We start from the raw sequence: 14,907 nt of genomic DNA on the forward strand, positions 1-14,907 counted from the left end.
TTGACCAACGGACCAGAGTTGTTGTTTTCAACTCTTACTATTATACCGACTTTTCAAACTTTGTCAACTACTTTTTTAAACTTTTTTTACTTTTTTGCATGAATTCCTAATGGGTACGGATGTCAAACTCCTTAAACACAATACGTAAGTCCTTTAGGACTCTTTGACGCCCTCGGAATCGTTCATTTCTTAAAATGCGTTCTAGCTCTTCTTGTTGCTCTTTAGTTTGTTTGTTTCTATAATCTCTTAGTGTTTCATGAAAGAGATAATAGTCATCTAGCCACAGACCTCCCTCACTTATACGATGACTTATCTCACCCACTTCTTCATAAGGTTCTTTATTATATCTTCGTTTGTGGCTTTCTTGCTTACGGATATAGTCTAAAATTCGATTACGGAATTTAGTTTTGAAGTATTTACGTAAACGAGGAATATCTTCTACTAGTCCTTCTTCTCTACTGATCAATTCATGTAAGCAAATCATGCCTTCTTGGTCCCAATCCGATAGCTCCCACAAATGAAGGTAATATTCATTTCTACACTTGTATACAATTCCTTGGACTTCTTCATACAATTCTTTAAGCATAATCTTCCCCTTTCTAAATACAGTTTAACAAATCAAAAAGCTAATTTGGTTATTTCTCCCCATTCTGTTCCCTACACCGTCTCAACTGCACAAAAAAGAGAGGACAAGCCTCTCTCAGGGTTATTTTTCATCATTCATTTTTGACTTTACTTCATCATAGGATAGTGCATGAGATTCCTCTTCTACTGCTTCAGGCATCTTTCCTGTTTCGTAAAGAGCTTTAATTTGTGTACTATCCAATGTTTCGTATTTCAATAATGCTTCTGCAATCAACTTGTGAGTTTCACGATTTGATTGGATGATTTCAGCAGCTTTATTTCGTGCTTCATTTAATAATGAACGAACTTCTTCGTCAATTTCATAAGCTGTTTGTTCTGAAATTGATTTTTGAGGACTCTGTGCACCAAACATAGCATGGTTTCCTTCATATTGTACTGGACCAAGTTTTTCACTCATACCGTACTCTGTAACCATTGCACGCGCCATTTGTGTCGCCTGTTCAAAGTCGTTTGAAGCTCCTGTCGTTTGGACATTAAAGATAATTTCTTCAGCTACACGTCCACCCATTAAGCCAGCCAATTGCTCTTTCATATCTTCTTTGGATAGAAGCATTTGATCCTCTTTAGGAAGTGCAATCATGTAACCACCTGCACGACCTCTTGGTACAATTGTAACCTTATGAACAACACGGGCATTCGACAAGACTAGACCAACAATGGTATGTCCTGCCTCATGGTAGGCAACCAATTCACGTTCTTTTTGTGAAACTGTCTTATCTTTCTTAGAAGGTCCAGCAATCACTCTATCTTCTGCTTCATCAATATCTGAAGCATCAATTATCGATTTATTGCGACGAGCGGCAACCAAGGCTGCTTCATTCAAGACATTCTCTAAATCAGCACCAACAAAGCCTGGAGTTTGTTGAGCAACTAATTTCAAATCAACATCTTCTGCTAAAGGCTTGTTCTTAGCATGAACTTTCAAGATTGCTTCGCGCCCCTTAACATCAGGACGGCCAACCAATACTTTTCTATCAAAACGTCCTGGACGCAAGAGGGCAGGGTCAAGTACATCTGAACGGTTTGTAGCAGCGATGACGATAATCCCTTCATTTCCCTCAAAACCATCCATCTCAATCAAGAGTTGGTTCAAAGTTTGTTCACGTTCGTCATTTCCTCCGCCAAGACCAACTCCACGTTGACGTCCAACAGCATCAATTTCATCGATAAAGATGATAGCTGGCGCTGCTTTTTTGGCATCTTCAAAAAGAGAACGAACACGACTAGCTCCAACTCCGACAAACATTTCTACAAAATCAGAACCTGAGATACTAAAGAATGGAACACCTGCTTCTCCGGCGACTGCCTTAGCAAGCAATGTCTTACCTGTTCCCGGAGGTCCCTCCAAAAGAACACCTGCTGGAATCCGGGCTCCAAGTTTTGTAAATCGTTTTGGATCTTTTAAGAATTCAACAACTTCAACCAGTTCTTGTTTTTCTTCCTCAGCTCCAGCAACATCTGAAAATCTTACTTTAATATCTTCTTTATTTGCAGCTTTAGCCTTACTACGTCCAAAACTCATTGGGTTACGACCATTGCCTCCCCCCATATTTCCCATCATAGAGAATAGGAAGAAGAATAGAATTCCAAATGGCACAATGGATACGAGTAGATTAATCCACATACCACTTGAACTTTCATGCTTAATAGTTACTTCCGCTTTATGGTCCGAAGCAAGCTTTTGCAATTCTGATACTGTGGTATCAGAGGGAAGAATAATACTTGAAAATTTCTCTACTGTTGTAACAGATGGAGAAAAGAACTGAATGCCTGTTTCTTCTTTACTTGTTTTAGGATTTTTATAGACACCCGAAACTTCGATAACACTGCCATTTGGTTGATAGGTTAATTCTTTTACATTGTCATCGGTAATTTCTTTTACCAATTCTGTATAATTAATTTGCTCACTTTTCCCTGCAACACTACCTGTACTAAAATACTGGTAAGCTGTAACTAGGAAAAAAATAAGTAATAACCATAGAAATGGATTTTTAATTAAACCATTATTTTGTTTTTTCATTAAAAATTATTCTTTCTAATTTGAATACACTTCTTCTTTCAATACTCCAACATAAGGAAGATTACGATAATTTTCTTTGTAGTCTAAACCATAACCTACTACAAACTCATTTGGGATAGTAAAGCAGGTATAGTCTGCCTCAATTTCTACAACACGTCCCTCTGGTTTATCCAACAGGGTTGCAATTTTAACAGAAGCTGCTTCTCTTGCAATAAACATATCTCGCAAATTCTTCAAAGTTTGACCTGTATCAATGATATCTTCTACAAATAGAACATGTCTTCCTTTGATATCTTGAGTCACATCTTGTTTAATATTGATAACACCACTACTTGCTGTTCCACCATGGTAGCTAGAAACCATCATGAAGTCCATTTCAATATGTGTATCAATATGTTTGACCAATTCAGCCATAAAAGGAATAGATCCTTTTAAAATCCCAATTAAAATCGGATTTTTTCCTGCATAGTCCTTAGTTAATTGAGCACCTAATTTTTTAGCAGCTTCTGTAATTTCATCGTGTGAAACGAGGATTTTTTTAATATCGTTTTCTAACATTTTTTTACCTATCTATTTTTTCTATATAAAGTACAGTGTTCATTATATCATTTTTCGTGTTTTTACTCAAATTACTGGTCGCAATTCCCAAAATTGAGACAATTTCACCAAATTGCTCAATAATCAGAGCAGATTTTCGATTTTCCATAGGGATTTTCAAATCGATAAATAGACGTCTGAGTTTTTTTCTATGTCCATTTTGAATCAAAAAATCTCCTGGTTTTCGATGACGAATGTGTATGGATGTTTCTCGTGAAACAGATATTTGTTGAATTGATTCACCTTCTAAAGGAAGTCCAAAGGAAAATAAATATCCCTGATAAGTTACCTGATTTTGATAGTGTAACACAAGTTCATCTTCCTTTTCATCAGCCTGCGGACTGATTTTATAAATCCGAAACTGTTGATACTCTTTTATCAATTCATAACCATTTTTAAGCGGATGACGATACTGGCTTTTAGATTTTAAAATCTGCCGAACTTCAGCAAACTGAGCTTTTGTAAGATTCAAATCTGGAAAACGATTCAGATAAGTTTGAAGTAAAACTCTTTGTGTAGACTCAGAGTAAGACAATAGCTGCTCTAAATTTTCTACATCAATATTCTTTGATAATTCAGCTATAGCTAAGTCATAATCTAAAATTTCATTTCCGATACTTAAGATTGCATCTATAAATCGAGGATTTTCTTTTTCTAATTCTGGTAAATAAGCGTTTCGAATACGATTTCGAAAATAATGATTTTCCTGATTTGATGTATCTTCAAAGTGAAAAATTGAAGGAAAGTCTTTTTTCTGAAAATGCAAGAAGGGCCGAATGATTTCTATCTCTCCGACTACTTGCTTCTCCTTAATTCCTGATAGATAGCGCAAACGAGTACCTCGGATCAAACGCATTAAAATCGTTTCCACCTGATCATCCGCATGGTGGGCAGTGACTAAAGCTGTCGCACCTGTCTTTTTCATGACCTCTTGAAAAAAATCATAACGAAAATTTCGAGCACGCGCTTCTGAAAATTCTCCTGAAAAATTGCTGACATAAATAGGAAGTCCAGCTTCAACAGCTAACTTCCTTAATTCCTTTTCTTCCCAATCAGACTCTATTCTCTGCTTATGATTCACATGAGCTAAGATCAATTCAATTTCTAACTCTTTTTGATAAGTAGACAATACCTTAAATAGAAACATAGAATCTAATCCACCAGAAAGAGCTAGCACCAACTTAGCATGCTTTTTGAAATATCCCTTCTTGAGAAAATGATTTAAAAAATCTTGTTCTCTCATTTTAGAACCTCATAAACATCCTTGGATATCTGAGAAATTGTATCATAATCAGAATTCTTAGTGAAAATAGAAAGAATAAATGGAGAATCTGCGTAGACAACACCCGTATCATGCTTAAATTCGTCCGCATCCCCAATTTTATGAGCAACCTTCACAGAAACACCTTTAGCAATTCGCTGATTATCAAAATCTGTTTTAGTCAAAGACTCTAGCACAAATCCATTTTGATTATAAATGGCTTCCATAACCTTCCCAGCCATCTTGGAAGAAATCAATTTTTCTTTTGAATCCCAATCATCTCCCATAATGGCAGACATCTTGGATTTGAATGTGGTATCAGATTGGTTTGAAATGTAATAACCCAATATATTATGAGCTACATTATCAGATTCTTTAGATACTTTTGTGATTAAGTCCTTGAGAGAATACTCTTTATTATCCTCTTTTTTAGGAAGACTACCACTTCCCTCTGGTTTATAAGAACCTGGAAAATCATTGACTGATGATACATATTTTACAGTCGTATCTAACTGATAAAGACCCTCATTTATTTTTTCTTGCGCATAATAGAGATAAGGGAGTTTCAAAACACTAGCTGCATACATCTTTTCATCTTGATTGATACCAGCTTCTTTTCCAGTAGTCAGTTGCTTAACATAAATAGAGAATGAATCCTTCTGATATTTTTCAGATAACATTTCTTGAACTTTACTCATCCGATTATCTTCTTCAGAAGTTGATTCCTTATCTACCCATCCAGCCTGATCAATATGTAAAAATTCTCTTCCTTCTACAAACATGGTCTTGTCGATTGATACTTGCGAATAAGCTGATAAGGATGATTTCACTTCTTTTAAGTCATAAGGACTATTGTACAGTTTAAAATCAGATTCTAACCATACTTTTTTTATTGTTGGAGTTACCTCTGATTGATCATATAAAAATCGTTTGTCCGCAGCTATAAATTGATGATTTGATAGCTTAAATACCGGAATTCCTTGTTTATTTAAGCGCCACTCAGTTATTTGGAAACTTGTTTTGGGAGTCAATTTTCCAGATTCCACTACTAAATCTTCATTCGCATAGACAGGAACTTCTCCATAAACCATAGGAGAACTTAGCTTTTCTCTAAAATAAATACCAAAGTCAGATTGTGAAAGGTAATAAATTTCTTTCGAAGTATAGACGACTTCTTTTTCTGTGCTAACAACTTTTGAAATGGTCAAAAAACTCGGTAGCAACAAAATAATTAAGAATTTACGCATTCTTCCTTTCCTTTTCTTCTTGTAAACGCAATAATTGATTTTTATCAGCCAACTCTTCCAGCTTTTCATCCGATAGACTCAAAAATTGCTCAATTACGTCTAATAAATTTTCCATTTTATCACCTTTGAAGCAAGTCAGGAATCGTATAAACTATTTCCCTCGACTTAGAATAATAGTACTTCGCTCGTGTATATTTGGCAGCATAATCCTCATCTTTCAACTTGGTAGCAAATGCTGTCTCCTTATCCTTTTCATCACTCAAAGTCTGATACTGAGTTTGCAAGTCTGCTAGTTGCTGACGGCGTTGGAGTAATTGCTGATAACTCTGCGCTAAATTAAAAGTTGGCAAAATAAATAACAGCATAATCAAAATCAATACCCACCCCATAAAACGATTCCGTTTTTGCCGTTCTTTCATCAGGTAGCGACGGCGTTGGTGTTCATTTTGAATAAAAGAATTATTCAATTGTACAATATTTTTAGACATTTTCTTCTACCCGTGTTTCACTGATAATTTCATACATGCCTGCTGCATCTTCTTTTTTTGTACTATCTTTCATCTCTAGTACTTTTACAAGTAGCAACTTGTTTCCAAAACGAATTTCAACTTGGTCATTAACTTTCAAATCCGTTGAACTTTTGGCCAAGATTCCATTCACCTTGATTCTGCCTTTATCTGCTACTTCCTTTGCGACTGTACGACGCTTGATAATTCGTGATACTTTTAAATATTTGTCTAATCTCATCCTTATTACCTCAACTTATTATTGTACCATTTTTATCTATTTTATAGAAGAAAAATATCAAATGGAATTTTCTTTCTTAGACTCTTTTATCTCTACTAAACTTTCTCCAAAAATCAGCAGACCTTCTAAAATTTCATAATCTTTCTTATTTCGGACATCAAATACAAGCTCCATTGATCCCTTATTCTCAGTGATGCCTGCTTTTAAGTTCGTTGCGGATAAAGCTTTAAAATAATCTTGAGCTAAAAACAGTCGTTGAGTGACTTTTTCAAATTGAACTGTAACTTTATTATCTTTTCTTTCCGCACGTTGAACAAAGACCTTGTCCAAGTATGATTTGACCAAACCAATCTCTAAAAGATAGGCTACTACATCTGGGTATTCTCCAAAACGGTCTATCAACTCCTCTTGTAACTCTTCATAATTGACACGGTTGTCAATTTGACGAATTTTCTTGTAAATTTCAATCTTATGTCGTTGATCAGAAATATAAGTATCAGGAAGATAGGCATCAATTTGCAAAATCAACTCAGCATTCCCTTTGGTTCTTGTGTTAGTGTTAGCATTACCGTTTCGTTTAGCAATAGCTTCCTCTAATAACTGCGAATACAATTCAAAACCAACAGAATCAATGAAACCAGACTGGGATTTTCCTAGGAGATTTCCTGCTCCACGAATCGAAAGATCTCGCATAGCAATCTTAAATCCGGAGCCCAATTCTGTAAATCCTTTGATTGCCTCTAATCTCTTTTCAGAGACTTCACTGATTGATTTTTCTGGACGATACATGAGATAGGCATAAGCAATACGATTACTACGACCGACTCTTCCTCTTAACTGATACAAGGTTGACAAGCCCATATGGTCTGCATTTTCAATAAACAAAGTATTGGCATTTGGAATGTCCACCCCTGTCTCAATAATGGTAGTCGTCACCAAGATATCGTATTGTCCCTCAATAAAGTCTAGTAGAGTATTTTCCAACTGTATTTCACTCATTCGACCATGAACGTAACCAATCGAAGCCTCTGGAATCAACTCCTGTAATTCTGAAACCTTCTGATCAATTGTGTCAACTTTATTGTAAAGATAGTAAACTTGACCTCCACGCTCCATTTCACGCAAGACCGCATCACGAATGACACTGTCATTCTTTTCTAAAACATAGGTTTGCACTGGATAACGATTAGTCGGCGGAGTTTCAATAACAGACAAATCTCTGATTCCCAGCATAGACATGTGGAGGGTACGAGGGATTGGCGTAGCTGTCAAAGTTAGAACATCCACTTGTTTCTTCAATTCTTTCAAAGTTTCCTTATGCTTGACACCAAATCGTTGTTCCTCATCAATAATCATCAAGCCCAAATCAGAAAACACGACATCTTTTGACAAAACACGATGGGTTCCAATCAAAATATCAACTTGACCCTTTTTCAATTTTTCAAGTGTTTCAGTCTGCTCTTTTTTACTTCTAAAGCGACTCAACACATCAATATTAACTGCAAAATTTTGGAATCGTTCCTTAAAATTCGTATAGTGCTGTTGCGCTAAAACCGTCGTCGGAACTAAGACGACAACCTGTTTGTGATCATTGACTGCCTTAAAGGCTGCACGCATAGCAACTTCAGTCTTTCCAAAACCAACATCCCCAACCAAAAGTCGATCCATTGGCTGAGAAGCCTGCATATCTCTCTTGATTTCCTCGATACTACGAAGTTGATCATCCGTTTCAACATAAGGGAAGGCATCATCAAAAGTATCTTGCTCTTCATCATCGGCTGAGAAAGCAAAGCCCTTCAACTGACTGCGTTCAGAATAAAGTTTAATTAAATCATCAGCTATATCCTCTACCTGGTTCTTAACTTTTTGCTTGGCCTTTTTAAAATGACCGTCATTTAATTTATTGAGTTTAGGAGCTTTCCCATCACTTGAAATATATTTGGACAGTAGATGAATCTGTTCCACTGGTATGGAGATTTGATCCCCATTTTGATACTGGACACTGACATAATCACGGTGAATCCCCTTAATTTCAATGGTTTCAATTCCTAGATATTGACCAATCCCATGAATATGGTGAACAACGTAATCCCCCTTTTCAAGTTCATTATAATCTTTTAGGCGCTCTGCATTTGAAACATGTTGTCTGCGAAAACGACGTTTTAATTTCTTTTGAAAAATCTCATGTTCAGTAATCAATAAAATCTTTTCATCTACAAAATGAAAACCATGTCTGAGATTACCCTCGATTAAGTTTACAGATTCTTTACAGATACTTGACTTATTTCTGGAATCCAATTTAATCTGATATTCCTCTAAAACATCCTCCAATGTTTTACTTCCCATTGAATTGCTAGACTGCAGAATGATAGTGTAATCCATTTTTTTGTATCGCTCAATTTCTTCTTTTAGAAAAGAAAATTGATTGAAAAACTCCTGTATAGGATATTGATTGAATTGATAGATTTTGTCAAATTTGAGATTTCCTAAACCTTTTTGAAGATTAGAGAAAAAGGTCACTGGACTTTGTTTTTTATAGATTTGTTCAATATCAGCAAAATACTGCATATCAGAAAATGCTTTACTGTTCTGTAATTCTTCTGTAAAGTATTGCGCTAATTCTCTTTCAAAGACTTCATACTGATTCATTAATTTTTGGTAATCATCAAAGAATATTGGAGTATCTTTTTCAATATAATCAAAGACAGTCCATGTCTTATCATAGCACAAAGATAAAAACTTCCGAGAATCTGCATGGCTTTGTTTTTGGTGAAAACTTGAAAGAATTTCTTCTAGATAGGATTTCAAAATCGGTGATAAAGTTTTTGAAATTTGTTTTTCTAAAGCTAACTGTCCTCGTTGATAATCCTTTTCACTCAAAAGTATATCACTAGCTGGAAAGATAGTGAGTTCTGTCTGATTTTCTTTCGATAATTGTGTTTCGACTTCAAATGACCTGATACCATCAATTTCATCACCAAAAAACTCAATTCGGCAAGGTTCTAACTGGGATATTTCAAAAATATCTAAAATATCTCCTCGCAAACTAAATTCGCCCTGAGTTTGTACTTGAGTGACTTTTCGATAGCCATTTTCCTTTAACTGATGGATAAACGCGTGTTGATCATATTCTTCACCAACTGAGATTTTTACAATACTATCTTTGAATACATTTGGAGACGGTAAAATCAATCGACTTGCTGCGATATTACAAACTAAAATCCCTCTCTTAGATGAATCAGTCAAAAAACGCAAGGCTTCAACCCGTGAAATGATTTTTTCTTGTGAAGACATCAAAAACTCGACCATAGGGGAGTCATCTACCAAAAACGGATAAACAAGTTCCTCACCCAAGATAGAGATAAGATCACTAACCAGTCCTTCTGCTTCTCCATAAGTTGACGTCAATAACACAATCTTATCTTCCTGTCTCAAACTACTAGCAATTGCTAAAGCTTTTGTAGAAGTTGACAAGCCTAACATTAATTGTCTTTTCTTATCTGTCAGATTTTGATGCCATTTTTTTATCTGATCATTTTCTGAGAATAAATCTAATAAGGTCACCATTTATCCGTTATACCTCTGCATTGTTTTCTCAAAATTTTTTTCTTGTAAATAGTAGTTTACAGAATCGTCAACTTTGTCAATAGACTGTAAAATACCGATATAATCATCCCTGTCAAAGGTACTCAAAACATGGTGAACAACTGACATGCCATTTTTAGGTCTTCCTATTCCAATCTTAACACGATTAAAGACCTGAGTTCCAATATGTTGAATAATAGACTTAATACCATTGTGACCACCTGCTGAGCCCTTTGCTCTTAAACGAATCTTTCCAACTTCCATGTCAAGATCATCGTAAATGATGAGTAAATCTTCAATCTCCAAACCATAGTAAGTCAATAAAGCATGAACTGCTTTTCCACTTTCATTCATAAAGGTCGTTGGTTTAACCAGATAAATTTTTTCTCCATTTAGAAAAAAGGATGCTAGTTCAGCTTGAAATATCTTATCGTGTGTAAAAGTGACATTCTGTTTCTTCGCTAGTTGATCAATCAACATAAAACCAACATTGTGTTTGGTCTCAAAATATTTATCTCCTGGATTTCCCAAGCCTACAAGTAATTTGGTCATTTATTTTTCCTTTCAAAAGCCAAAAGGGTTGGAATTTTTTTCCAACCTAATTGACACCATTTATTAATTTTTTAGACATTAAAGCGGAATTCCATGATATCGCCATCTTGAACGATATATTCTTTTCCCTCTTCACGCAAGCGTCCAGCTTCTTTTACCGCCTTTTCAGATCCATATTTCACCAAATCATCGTATGACATGGTTACTGCACGGATAAAGCCTTTTTCAAAGTCTGAGTGGATAATACCAGCTGCTTGAGGAGCCTTCATACCACGTTTGAAGGTCCAAGCGCGAACTTCTTTTTCACCAGCTGTGAAGTAAGTTCCCAATCCAAGCAAGTGGTAAGCTGCACGCGTCAACTTATCTACACCTGATTCTGTCAAACCAATGGCTTCAAGAAACTCTTTTTTATCTTCATCGTCCAATTCAGAAATTTCTTCCTCAGCACGCGCAGAAATAACGACTACTTCAGCATTTTCTGTCGCTGCGAATTCACGAATTTGTTTAACATAGTCGATAGAGTCAGGTTCTGAAACCACATCCTCGTCCACATTAGCAACATAGAGCACTGGTTTAGTCGTCAACAGGAAGAGACCTTTGACAACCTTTTGTTCCTCATCTGTAAATTCGATGGTGCGAGCTGATTTCCCATCTTCAAGGACTGGTTTAATCTTTTGAAGAACATTGAATTCTGCTACTGATTCTTTATCTTTTTGCGTACGTGCCATCTTTTCTACACGCGCATAACGTTTATTGACTGATTCTAAGTCTGCAAGAATCAATTCTAGGTTAATGGTGTCAATATCGGCAAGTGGATCTACAAAGGCGTCTTCACGTCCTTGCTCGCGCATCACATTTTCATCATCAAAAGCACGAACTACGTGAACAATCGCATCTACTTCACGAATATTGGCCAAGAATTTATTCCCTAGCCCTTCTCCTTTTGAAGCTCCTTTTACAATCCCTGCAATATCTGTAAATTCAAATGTTGTTGGCACTGTCTTTTTAGGAGTAATCATTTCAGTTAGTTTTTGTAGGCGTTCATCTGGAACTTCTACCATTCCAACGTTTGGGTCAATCGTTGCAAATGGGTAGTTCGCTGCCTCTGCTCCTGCTTTTGTAATTGCATTAAAGAGTGTTGATTTACCAACATTTGGCAAACCAACGATACCTGCTGTTAAAGCCATATTTCTCATTCTCCGTTTTCATTTCAATCCCTAATATTATAACACAAAAAGGGAAAACTTGCTAACTCTCTACCTAAGGGTTCTCAGTCAATAATTTTATTCATTTTTCGATCAAAATCATAGCGCCCCATCATGACAACATGGTCACAATTACTGCATTTTATTTTGATATCTGCCCCTACACGTGTAATTTCCCAACGATTAGCTTTTTTTCCTGTTGACTTGATGGTGCAAGCATGTGGTTTTTTCATCTCAACAAAATTTCCAACTTGATACATACTACTCTCCTTTTCTTTTTCGATTATATCATAAAAGAGGCGAGCCAAGCTCAACCTCTTTCACTTAATTTGTACGAACTGGTGTAATGAGCTGCATGAAATCTTCGTCAGTATCTGCTGGAACAAGAGTAAATGGACGAACAGCTGAGATAAAGCTAATGGTCACCTTTTCGCTATTTAAAGCTTTAAGAGAATCAATTAAATAAGTTGGATTGAAACTAATGGTCAAATCTTCACCAGTAACCTGATCAGTATCGATTTCTTCGTTTACTTTACCAACTTCTGGAGAGTGAACATGGGCACTAACAATCCCACCTTTAATTTCAAGCTTCACAGTACCATTTTGAGTCGCACTTGATAAAAGACGAGCACGTTCCATTGACTGACGTAAATTTACCACATCAAAAGTAATAGTAGTGTTAAAGTCTGTTGGAATCAAACGATCTGTATCAGGATAGTTTCCTTCTAGGAGACGAGTATAGAAGCTAATATTTTCGCTTCTAAAGAGGATTTGGTTATTGGCAAAGAAAATCTCTACAGTTTCGATATCATCTGTAAATACCGCTGAAAATTCGCGTAGAGAACGGCTAGGAATCACGACATCAAAATCATCACTATTTTTTTCAAGAGTCAATTTTTTCTGGCTTAGACGATGAGAGTCTGTTGCAACTGTTTTTAGCTCCTTATGCTGACTCAATACAAAATGAACACCTGTTAAAATTGGACGACTCTCTTGGGTACTTGCAGCAAATGCTGTTTCATTGATTATTTTCTTGAGTAATTTTGTTTCAAGAACCAAAGGAGTGCTTGCTGAAATTTCTTGGATTCGTGGGTACTGTTCGCTATCTTTTCCTTTTAGGGTAATTTCTGATTTGCCACTCGTTAAAACAATTTGATTTTGTTCAATTTCTTTAAAATCAAGAGTCACATCAGGTAGACTAGATACCACATTGATGAAGAAAGAAGCCTCAAGAAGAATCGAACCTAAAGAAGTAATTAACAAACCAGCATCTTCATTTTTTTGAGAAATAAAATTTTCAATTGAAATCTGACCATTTGAACCAATTAAAGTAACACCTTCGTTGGTCACGTCAATTTTGACTGTTGATAAAATAGGAATGGCATTTTTAGAGCTAATAGCTCTCTTAGTAATATTTAAGGCTTGTAGAAATAAATTTTTATTAATTGAAAAATGAATCATGGATTCTCCTTTATTTATTTTTAGTATTAGAAGGATAATAGTAATAATAGAGTCTGTGAAATCTGTGGAAAACAGACTAAAAGTAAGGCATACCAAGTTTTTTAGCTTGTTTAAAAAATGTGGATAAAAAAGATAAAAAAGCGAAAGTTATCCACAAGTTATTTGATTTTCTTTTTGATTGATTCAATTTCTAAACGTAAATTATCGTCTTCATCAATCAAAGATTTAATTTTTGCATGGGCATGAATGACTGTTGTATGATCTTTTCCTCCAAATTCCTTCCCAATTTTTGGAAGACTATTATCTGTCAGTTCTCTAGATAAATACATGGCTACTTGACGGGCTAACACAATATTTTGAAGGCGTCTGCTTCCTTTCATTTCTTTGACGCTGACACCATAAAAGTTACCAACTTCATTTTGGATTTTGTCAATTGGGATGACGAGCATTTGGCTAACATCTTGTTTGCGAGCTCTAATAGCTTCTGCAGCAATATCAATAGTGATATCCTTGATGTTTTTTACTCGGGAAATTAAAGTGATGTCATTGATAGCTCCCTCAAGATCTCGAACATTTGAGTCAAATTGCCCAGCTAGGTATTCTAGAGTATCACTTTGAAAATTGTAGCCTAAATGTTCCGTTTTACTTTGTAAAATGGCAATACGTGTTTCAAAGTCAGGGGGGGTGATAGTTTGTGTCAATCCCCAACTAAAGCGCGTGACAAGCCTCTCCTCGAGCCCTTCTAGATGTTTTGGACTACGATCACTGGTTAGGACAATCTGTTTTTGCTTGTCATGAAGGGCGTTAAAGGTATTGAAAAATTCTTCCTGAGTTGCGACTTTTTTTCCGCTGAGTGACTGGATATCATCGATTAACAAAAGATCAAGACTACGATAGGTTTTTTTAAACTTTTCCATTTCCCCAAGTCTTAGGTGATCAAGAAAGTCATTAATAAAGCTTTCAGCAGGAATGTATTTAACACGCGCATTTGGAATATTTTTTAGAATTTCATTTCCAATAGCGTTCAACAGGTGAGTCTTACCAAGCCCAGGTCCTCCATAGATAAAAAGAGGGTTATAGGTCAAAGCCAAATCTTCAGAGACAGCCAAAGCGGCTGATACTGCCCAAACATTTCCATCCCCTTGAATAAAATTATCAAAGGTATACTTTTCTTTTAATCCAGTATCCGAATAAGGAATAGATGCTAACTTTGGACTATAGTCATAAAGAGTTGAATTTGTAGCTTCTTCAACTTGTGAGATAGTCGTATCTTGAGGTTTAGTGAAAATATAGTGAGGAGTAATCTCAGCATCATAAATTTCAAATCCGGCAACTACAATAATATCTTTTAGTTGTTTTTCCCAGACCATTTCCATTTCAGATCGTGGTAAAAATATAGTGGCAACATTTTCCTCTACCTTGATGAGTTCAGCTTGAATAGCATAGAAATCATACATGGATCGAGTCAGTCTTTCTTGAGCAAATTCTAATATACGATTCCAAAATTGTTTTTCTTTCAATCCTTTCTCCTCCTTTACTATTTAAAAGTTTAATACTAGAGATATTTTACCATAGATAGCAAGAATT

General features: G+C 35.7%; 14 protein-coding genes. All 14 read right to left on the reverse strand.

What is annotated here, in order from left to right:
• Positions 1 to 106 precede the first annotated feature (106 nt).
• The 14 genes from HW098_RS03060 to dnaA all read right to left on the reverse strand — a co-directional run bounded on the left by HW098_RS03060 (position 107) and on the right by dnaA (position 14,840).
• Entirely contained in the window at positions 107 to 586 is a 480-nt protein-coding gene (locus HW098_RS03060) for a sigma-70 family RNA polymerase sigma factor (RefSeq protein WP_176139257.1), read from the reverse strand.
• Between the two features lie 120 nt (positions 587 to 706).
• On the reverse strand, positions 707 to 2,665 hold the full coding sequence (gene ftsH / locus HW098_RS03065) for an ATP-dependent zinc metalloprotease FtsH (protein ID WP_176139258.1): 1,959 nt from the start codon (positions 2,663 to 2,665) through the stop codon (positions 707 to 709).
• A gap of 15 nt (positions 2,666 to 2,680) precedes the next feature.
• Entirely contained in the window at positions 2,681 to 3,223 is a 543-nt protein-coding gene (gene hpt / locus HW098_RS03070) for a hypoxanthine phosphoribosyltransferase (RefSeq protein WP_176139259.1), read from the reverse strand.
• A gap of 4 nt (positions 3,224 to 3,227) precedes the next feature.
• Positions 3,228 to 4,505, reverse strand: a complete 1,278-nt coding sequence (gene tilS, locus HW098_RS03075) for a tRNA lysidine(34) synthetase TilS (RefSeq protein ID WP_176139260.1) — start codon at positions 4,503 to 4,505, stop codon at positions 3,228 to 3,230.
• Entirely contained in the window at positions 4,502 to 5,770 is a 1,269-nt protein-coding gene (locus tag HW098_RS03080) for a serine hydrolase (RefSeq protein ID WP_176139261.1), read from the reverse strand. Before HW098_RS03080 ends, tilS begins: the two co-directional genes overlap by 4 nt.
• A complete protein-coding gene (locus HW098_RS10720; protein ID WP_000429334.1) occupies positions 5,763 to 5,885 on the reverse strand; it encodes an SP_0009 family protein in 123 nt (40 codons plus the stop codon). Before HW098_RS10720 ends, HW098_RS03080 begins: the two co-directional genes overlap by 8 nt.
• A 4-nt stretch (positions 5,886 to 5,889) precedes the next feature.
• The gene (locus HW098_RS03085; protein WP_000041903.1) at positions 5,890 to 6,258 is read right to left on the reverse strand and encodes a septum formation initiator family protein; all 369 of its coding nucleotides are present in this window, start codon (positions 6,256 to 6,258) and stop codon (positions 5,890 to 5,892) included.
• Entirely contained in the window at positions 6,251 to 6,517 is a 267-nt protein-coding gene (locus HW098_RS03090; RefSeq protein ID WP_001234978.1) for an RNA-binding S4 domain-containing protein, read from the reverse strand. The genes HW098_RS03085 and HW098_RS03090 overlap by 8 nt, the downstream gene beginning before the upstream one ends.
• 57 nt (positions 6,518 to 6,574) lie before the next feature.
• Positions 6,575 to 10,084, reverse strand: coding sequence for a transcription-repair coupling factor (gene mfd / locus HW098_RS03095; RefSeq protein WP_176139262.1), 3,510 nt, complete (start codon positions 10,082 to 10,084; stop codon positions 6,575 to 6,577).
• Complete coding sequence (gene pth, locus HW098_RS03100) at positions 10,085 to 10,654, reverse strand: aminoacyl-tRNA hydrolase (RefSeq protein ID WP_176139263.1); 570 nt, start codon at positions 10,652 to 10,654, stop codon at positions 10,085 to 10,087.
• A 71-nt stretch (positions 10,655 to 10,725) separates the two neighbouring features.
• Positions 10,726 to 11,841 (reverse strand): redox-regulated ATPase YchF, encoded by a 1,116-nt coding sequence (gene ychF, locus HW098_RS03105; protein ID WP_050252635.1) that lies wholly within the window; start codon positions 11,839 to 11,841, stop codon positions 10,726 to 10,728.
• Positions 11,842 to 11,924: 83 nt separating this feature from the next.
• On the reverse strand, positions 11,925 to 12,119 hold the full coding sequence (locus tag HW098_RS03110) for a DUF951 family protein (RefSeq protein WP_000285186.1): 195 nt from the start codon (positions 12,117 to 12,119) through the stop codon (positions 11,925 to 11,927).
• Between the two features lie 64 nt (positions 12,120 to 12,183).
• Entirely contained in the window at positions 12,184 to 13,320 is a 1,137-nt protein-coding gene (gene dnaN / locus HW098_RS03115) for a DNA polymerase III subunit beta (RefSeq protein WP_176139264.1), read from the reverse strand.
• 158 nt (positions 13,321 to 13,478) lie between these two features.
• Entirely contained in the window at positions 13,479 to 14,840 is a 1,362-nt protein-coding gene (gene dnaA, locus HW098_RS03120) for a chromosomal replication initiator protein DnaA (protein WP_176139265.1), read from the reverse strand.
• Positions 14,841 to 14,907 lie beyond the last annotated feature (67 nt).

The sequence above is a fragment of the Streptococcus sp. 1453 genome (assembly GCF_013276955.1).
Classification (GTDB): Bacteria; Bacillota; Bacilli; order Lactobacillales; family Streptococcaceae; genus Streptococcus.

What these genes read in the sequence shown, in the direction of transcription:
- HW098_RS03080 (WP_176139261.1), bottom strand. Translation starts at nt 5,770, where the DNA reads ATGCGTAAATTCTTAATTATTTTGTTGCTACCGAGTTTTTTGACCATT.
- HW098_RS10720 (WP_000429334.1), bottom strand. Translation starts at nt 5,885, where the DNA reads ATGGAAAATTTATTAGACGTAATTGAGCAATTTTTGAGTCTATCGGAT.
- ychF (WP_050252635.1), bottom strand. Translation starts at nt 11,841, where the DNA reads ATGGCTTTAACAGCAGGTATCGTTGGTTTGCCAAATGTTGGTAAATCA.
- ftsH (WP_176139258.1), bottom strand. Translation starts at nt 2,665, where the DNA reads ATGAAAAAACAAAATAATGGTTTAATTAAAAATCCATTTCTATGGTTA.
- hpt (WP_176139259.1), bottom strand. Translation starts at nt 3,223, where the DNA reads ATGTTAGAAAACGATATTAAAAAAATCCTCGTTTCACACGATGAAATT.
- pth (WP_176139263.1), bottom strand. Translation starts at nt 10,654, where the DNA reads ATGACCAAATTACTTGTAGGCTTGGGAAATCCAGGAGATAAATATTTT.
- dnaN (WP_176139264.1), bottom strand. Translation starts at nt 13,320, where the DNA reads ATGATTCATTTTTCAATTAATAAAAATTTATTTCTACAAGCCTTAAAT.
- HW098_RS03110 (WP_000285186.1), bottom strand. Translation starts at nt 12,119, where the DNA reads ATGTATCAAGTTGGAAATTTTGTTGAGATGAAAAAACCACATGCTTGC.
- tilS (WP_176139260.1), bottom strand. Translation starts at nt 4,505, where the DNA reads ATGAGAGAACAAGATTTTTTAAATCATTTTCTCAAGAAGGGATATTTC.
- mfd (WP_176139262.1), bottom strand. Translation starts at nt 10,084, where the DNA reads ATGGTGACCTTATTAGATTTATTCTCAGAAAATGATCAGATAAAAAAA.
- HW098_RS03090 (WP_001234978.1), bottom strand. Translation starts at nt 6,517, where the DNA reads ATGAGATTAGACAAATATTTAAAAGTATCACGAATTATCAAGCGTCGT.
- HW098_RS03085 (WP_000041903.1), bottom strand. Translation starts at nt 6,258, where the DNA reads ATGTCTAAAAATATTGTACAATTGAATAATTCTTTTATTCAAAATGAA.
- HW098_RS03060 (WP_176139257.1), bottom strand. Translation starts at nt 586, where the DNA reads ATGCTTAAAGAATTGTATGAAGAAGTCCAAGGAATTGTATACAAGTGT.